Raw genomic sequence first — 3918 nt, forward strand, 5'->3', positions numbered from 1 at the left:
ATGTGCTCGTAGCGTTTTTTGGGAGGGGGCAACACCCCTGTTCCTCCTCTGAAACCAGAAGGCTAGGAGCCCAAGCTAGGAGCCCCACCCGAGCCAAAGGGTTTAACGAGAACAATGAGCCGGGGAAGCAGCGTAAGAGCCCCCACCAGAGCCATGAACATGGCAAACCCCGTAAACAACCCGAAGTAGATGGTCGGGATGAAGTTGGACAGCACCAGTATCGAGAACCCGGAGATGATGGTCAGCGAGGTAAAGAACATGGCCTGGCCGATGCTTCGGTGGCAGCGGTGCATGGTGGCGATGTAGTCGCCGTCTTTCTGGAACTCGGTTTTGAACCGGTGGATGTAGTGGATGGTGTCGTCCACGGCGATGCCGACGGTGATGGCCGCGACGGTGATGGTCATCATATCCAGCGGGATTCCGAGCCAGCCCATCAGACCGAGCACGGAGCCGGCGGCGATCAGGTTGGGGGCGATGCCGATCAGGGCCAGTTTCAGTGAGCGGAACAGGATCAGGAACATCACCATGATGGCCGCGAAGACCACGCCGATGGTTTTGATCTGGGAATCGAACAGGCTCTGCAGCATGTTGTTGTACATCACGGTCATGCCGGCAAAGAGCACCTGATCTTCCGAGTAGCCCAGTTCTGTGGTCAGGTGATTATGGATGCGGTCCAACAGCTCCTGTCGACGCAGTTCCGGCATGGTCTCCAGGATCCGGATGCTGAAGCGGGCCTGGTCGTGTTCCTCGGATATATAGGGCGTCAGCAGGGTGTCCTGCAGGTCATCCGGCACGGCAGCCGGAACGAACGCCAGCTCCAGGGCATCCAGGGGCTCGCCCTGGTTGATTTGGGCCAGGATCTCCAGCGTGGTGTTGATCGACAGCACCTTGCCGGTTTCCGGTAATCCGTCCAGATACTCGTGAACGGCTTCCAGTTCTTGCATTTTCTGGTAGGTGTACCAGGTATCCCGGTACTCTTCGCCGGCGCCACAGTCCTCCACGAACGGGTCACAGTCGCTGGCAAACGGGTCGCCGGTGCCTGCGCCTTCCGGTGGCGGATCGTCGGTGATGACCACGTCCAGGGGCGTGGTGCCGCCCAGGCGGTTGTCGATGGTGACCATGCCCTGATGGATTTCGGTGGAGGATTTGAAATAGTCGATGAAGCTGTTTTCCACCGTCAACTTGCTCAGGCCGATAACGCAGAGCACCGCAATCACGCCGGATCCGACCAGTACCGTCTTGCCGAAGTGTTCGGTGAACCGGGCAAAGGCATCGGTGAAGGGGACCCGGTCAGAGGTGACCCGGCTGTCCAGTGGCGGGGGCAACAGGGTCAGAAGTGCCGGGAAGATGATAAAGGTAATCAGGAAGGCCACTGCAAGGCCCAGGGTCATCATCCAGCCAAAGTCGATGACCGGGCGAATGCCGCTGAAGGTGAGGGAGCCGAAGGCGACGATGGTGGTGATGGCCATGTAGAAACAGGGCTTGATCATCGCCATCACGGTGTTGCGCAGGGTCTCTCTCGGGCTGGCCTCACGATCATCGTGCTGGAATTCCCGGTAGCGCACGATCAAGTGGATAGTGAGCGACAGGGTCATGATCAGCAGCAGGGAAATAAAGTTGGATGAGATAACCGTCACCGGCCACTGGGCCCAGCCCAGAAAGCCGATCATCAGCCAGACGGTAAAGCTGCAGCACAACAGCGGCACCAGAACCCAGCGCCATTGCCGGAAAATGATGGCCAAAGTGAGCAGCAGAAAAGCCAGGACGCCAAGCCCGAAGGTCGACAGGTCGTTTTCGATGAAGCGGATCATGTCCGCCACAATCATGGGCACCCCGCCCAGGTGGATGTCCGCGCCGTCGCGGTAGGTGTCGAGAATGGAGCGAACCGTGCGGATGGTGGCATCGCGCTCGACCCCGAGGGTTTCGGTAAAGTCGATGAAATCCTGTTTTACCCGTTCCAGTTCGGCCAACTCGGCCTCGGAGGCTTCGCCGGCATCGGCCTTGTCTCTCAGATCGTTGCGTTTTCTCAGCAGTTCAAAATAGCGATCCGGCGTGGGCAGGTTGACCTGTATGGCAGTGGTTCGCCCGTCTTCGCTGATCAGCAGGTTGGGGTAGAGCGGATTGTTCAGAAGCGCCTGGCGGGCTGTGTCCGGCGTTACATCGTGGTCGTCCAGGGTCTTGATCTCGCTGTCCACGGTATCCAGCGTCAGATCCGGGCTGTGGAGCAGGGGTACGTTCAGGATGCTGTTGGTGGAGCCTACGGCTTCCAGGCCTTGCAGTTCATCCCGCAACGCGCCCAGTCTGGCCAGCCCATCTTCGGAGAACAGTTCACCTTCGGGGGTATAGGTGACGATCAGGAAATCATCCGAGGTGGTAAAGCGACGGTTTACCTGGCGGTATTGTTCGAGGGAACGGTCGTTTTCCAGTACCAGCGATTCGGCGGAAGCATCCAGGCGGAATTCGCCGAATTTGATAGCGGCGATGGCTAGAAGGAGGCCAAAACCCGCAAGGATAATAACGGGATGCGGAAAAATCAGGCGGTCATACAGGGCGCGAAGACGATTCATGAACAACTACTCTGCCAGTTCAAACGAGTGCAGAGTGTGCCATAAACCTTAGTGAACCGTGACCTTTGACGAGGCTTCTTCCAGGGAATCGATCAGCTTTTTCAGGCGGCGGCTCATATCCGCGCTCTCGGCAAGCTGGGTCACCATGTTCTGGGTGGTCTCGCGAATGCCCTGAACGTTAGCCAGCACATCGTCGGTGCCGGCGGTCTGGTCTGCCGAGACGTTGGCGATTTCCTGGTTGGTATGATCGATCCGGCTCACCACCTCGTTGATGGCTTCCAGGGCACGGCGGCCTTCCTCGGATTCCTCGACGCAGCGGGTGGCATCCTCAGAACTTCCGGTCATCTGATTTACGGCGGTGTTGATGGCGCTTAGAAGCCGATCGATCGTACCCTGAATCTGATCGGTGGAGTCCTGGACCCGTTGGGCCAGTTTACGGACTTCATCAGCCACGACGGCAAACCCTCGGCCCTGTTCGCCAGCTCGGGCCGCCTCGATGGCCGCATTCAGGGCCAGCAAATTGGTCTGTTCGGCAATGCCCCGGATTTCGGTGATGGCGTGGCTGATTTCATGGCTGTTTTCGGCGAGGGCTTCGACGCTGCTGGCGGAATTGCGTACCACATCGGCAAGCTTGCGGATGCTGTCGGCGCTCTGTCCGACACGGGTGCTGCCGTCGCGAGCGGCATCGCTCGCCTCGTGGGAGAGAGTCTTGGCAATTCCGGCCTGCTCGGCGATGCCGGTGAAGCTCTGCAGCATGGTTTCGATGACTTCCGCGGACCGGTCGGCGCCCTGTTGTTGGCGACCGAGGTCATCCCGACGGGCTTCGGCGGCCGCGGTCAGTTCCTCAACTTCCTGGTGCAGCCGTTCGATGGCTTCCTTCATGCTACGGACCACGCCCACGGTGCGGTCCTGCATGGCGTTGAAGGCGCTGGCCATCTCGCCGATTTCGTCAGTGGAATCCACCACCGCCCGCTGGCTAAGATTGCCCGAAGCCTGAACGTCGACCATGGTGTTTTTCAGGCGATTCACGTGGCGCTCGATAAACGAGATCAGCAGCTGGGACCCGGCCATCTCGAGCACCATGAGTATTGCCACAACCAGCGCGAAGCCGGGTGCCGTATCAGCGAAGACCTCGTTGAACGACCGGCCGGTCTGCCCGGCAATCGTGTTCATGGCATAGAGAACGAGCAAGCAGAGAACTGCAAAAACGACAATGTTCAGCAACCAGAATTTGTACTTCAGCCGGGCATTTCGCAGCAGTGTCAGCATGTATGTTCTCAGTCGATGGCCTTCACCGGAATCTGCATGGCATTGGAGGCTTGGGGAACCTCGGGCACGGCAAGACCCAGAT

At 59.1% G+C, this 3918-nt stretch carries 2 protein-coding genes; both read right to left on the minus strand.

From position 1 onward, the window contains the following. Positions 1-62 precede the first annotated feature (62 nt). Positions 63-2567: an efflux RND transporter permease subunit gene (locus B2W52_RS12780; protein WP_273070731.1), complete on the minus strand. Its 2505-nt coding sequence runs from the start codon at positions 2565-2567 to the stop codon at positions 63-65. 48 nt (positions 2568-2615) lie between these two features. Continuing rightward, the gene (locus B2W52_RS12785) at positions 2616-3836 is read right to left on the minus strand and encodes a methyl-accepting chemotaxis protein (protein ID WP_273070730.1); all 1221 of its coding nucleotides are present in this window, start codon (positions 3834-3836) and stop codon (positions 2616-2618) included. Positions 3837-3918 lie beyond the last annotated feature (82 nt).

Source organism: Marinobacter sp. UBA2498 (assembly GCF_002341575.1).
GTDB lineage: Bacteria > Pseudomonadota > Gammaproteobacteria > Pseudomonadales > Oleiphilaceae > Marinobacter > Marinobacter manganoxydans.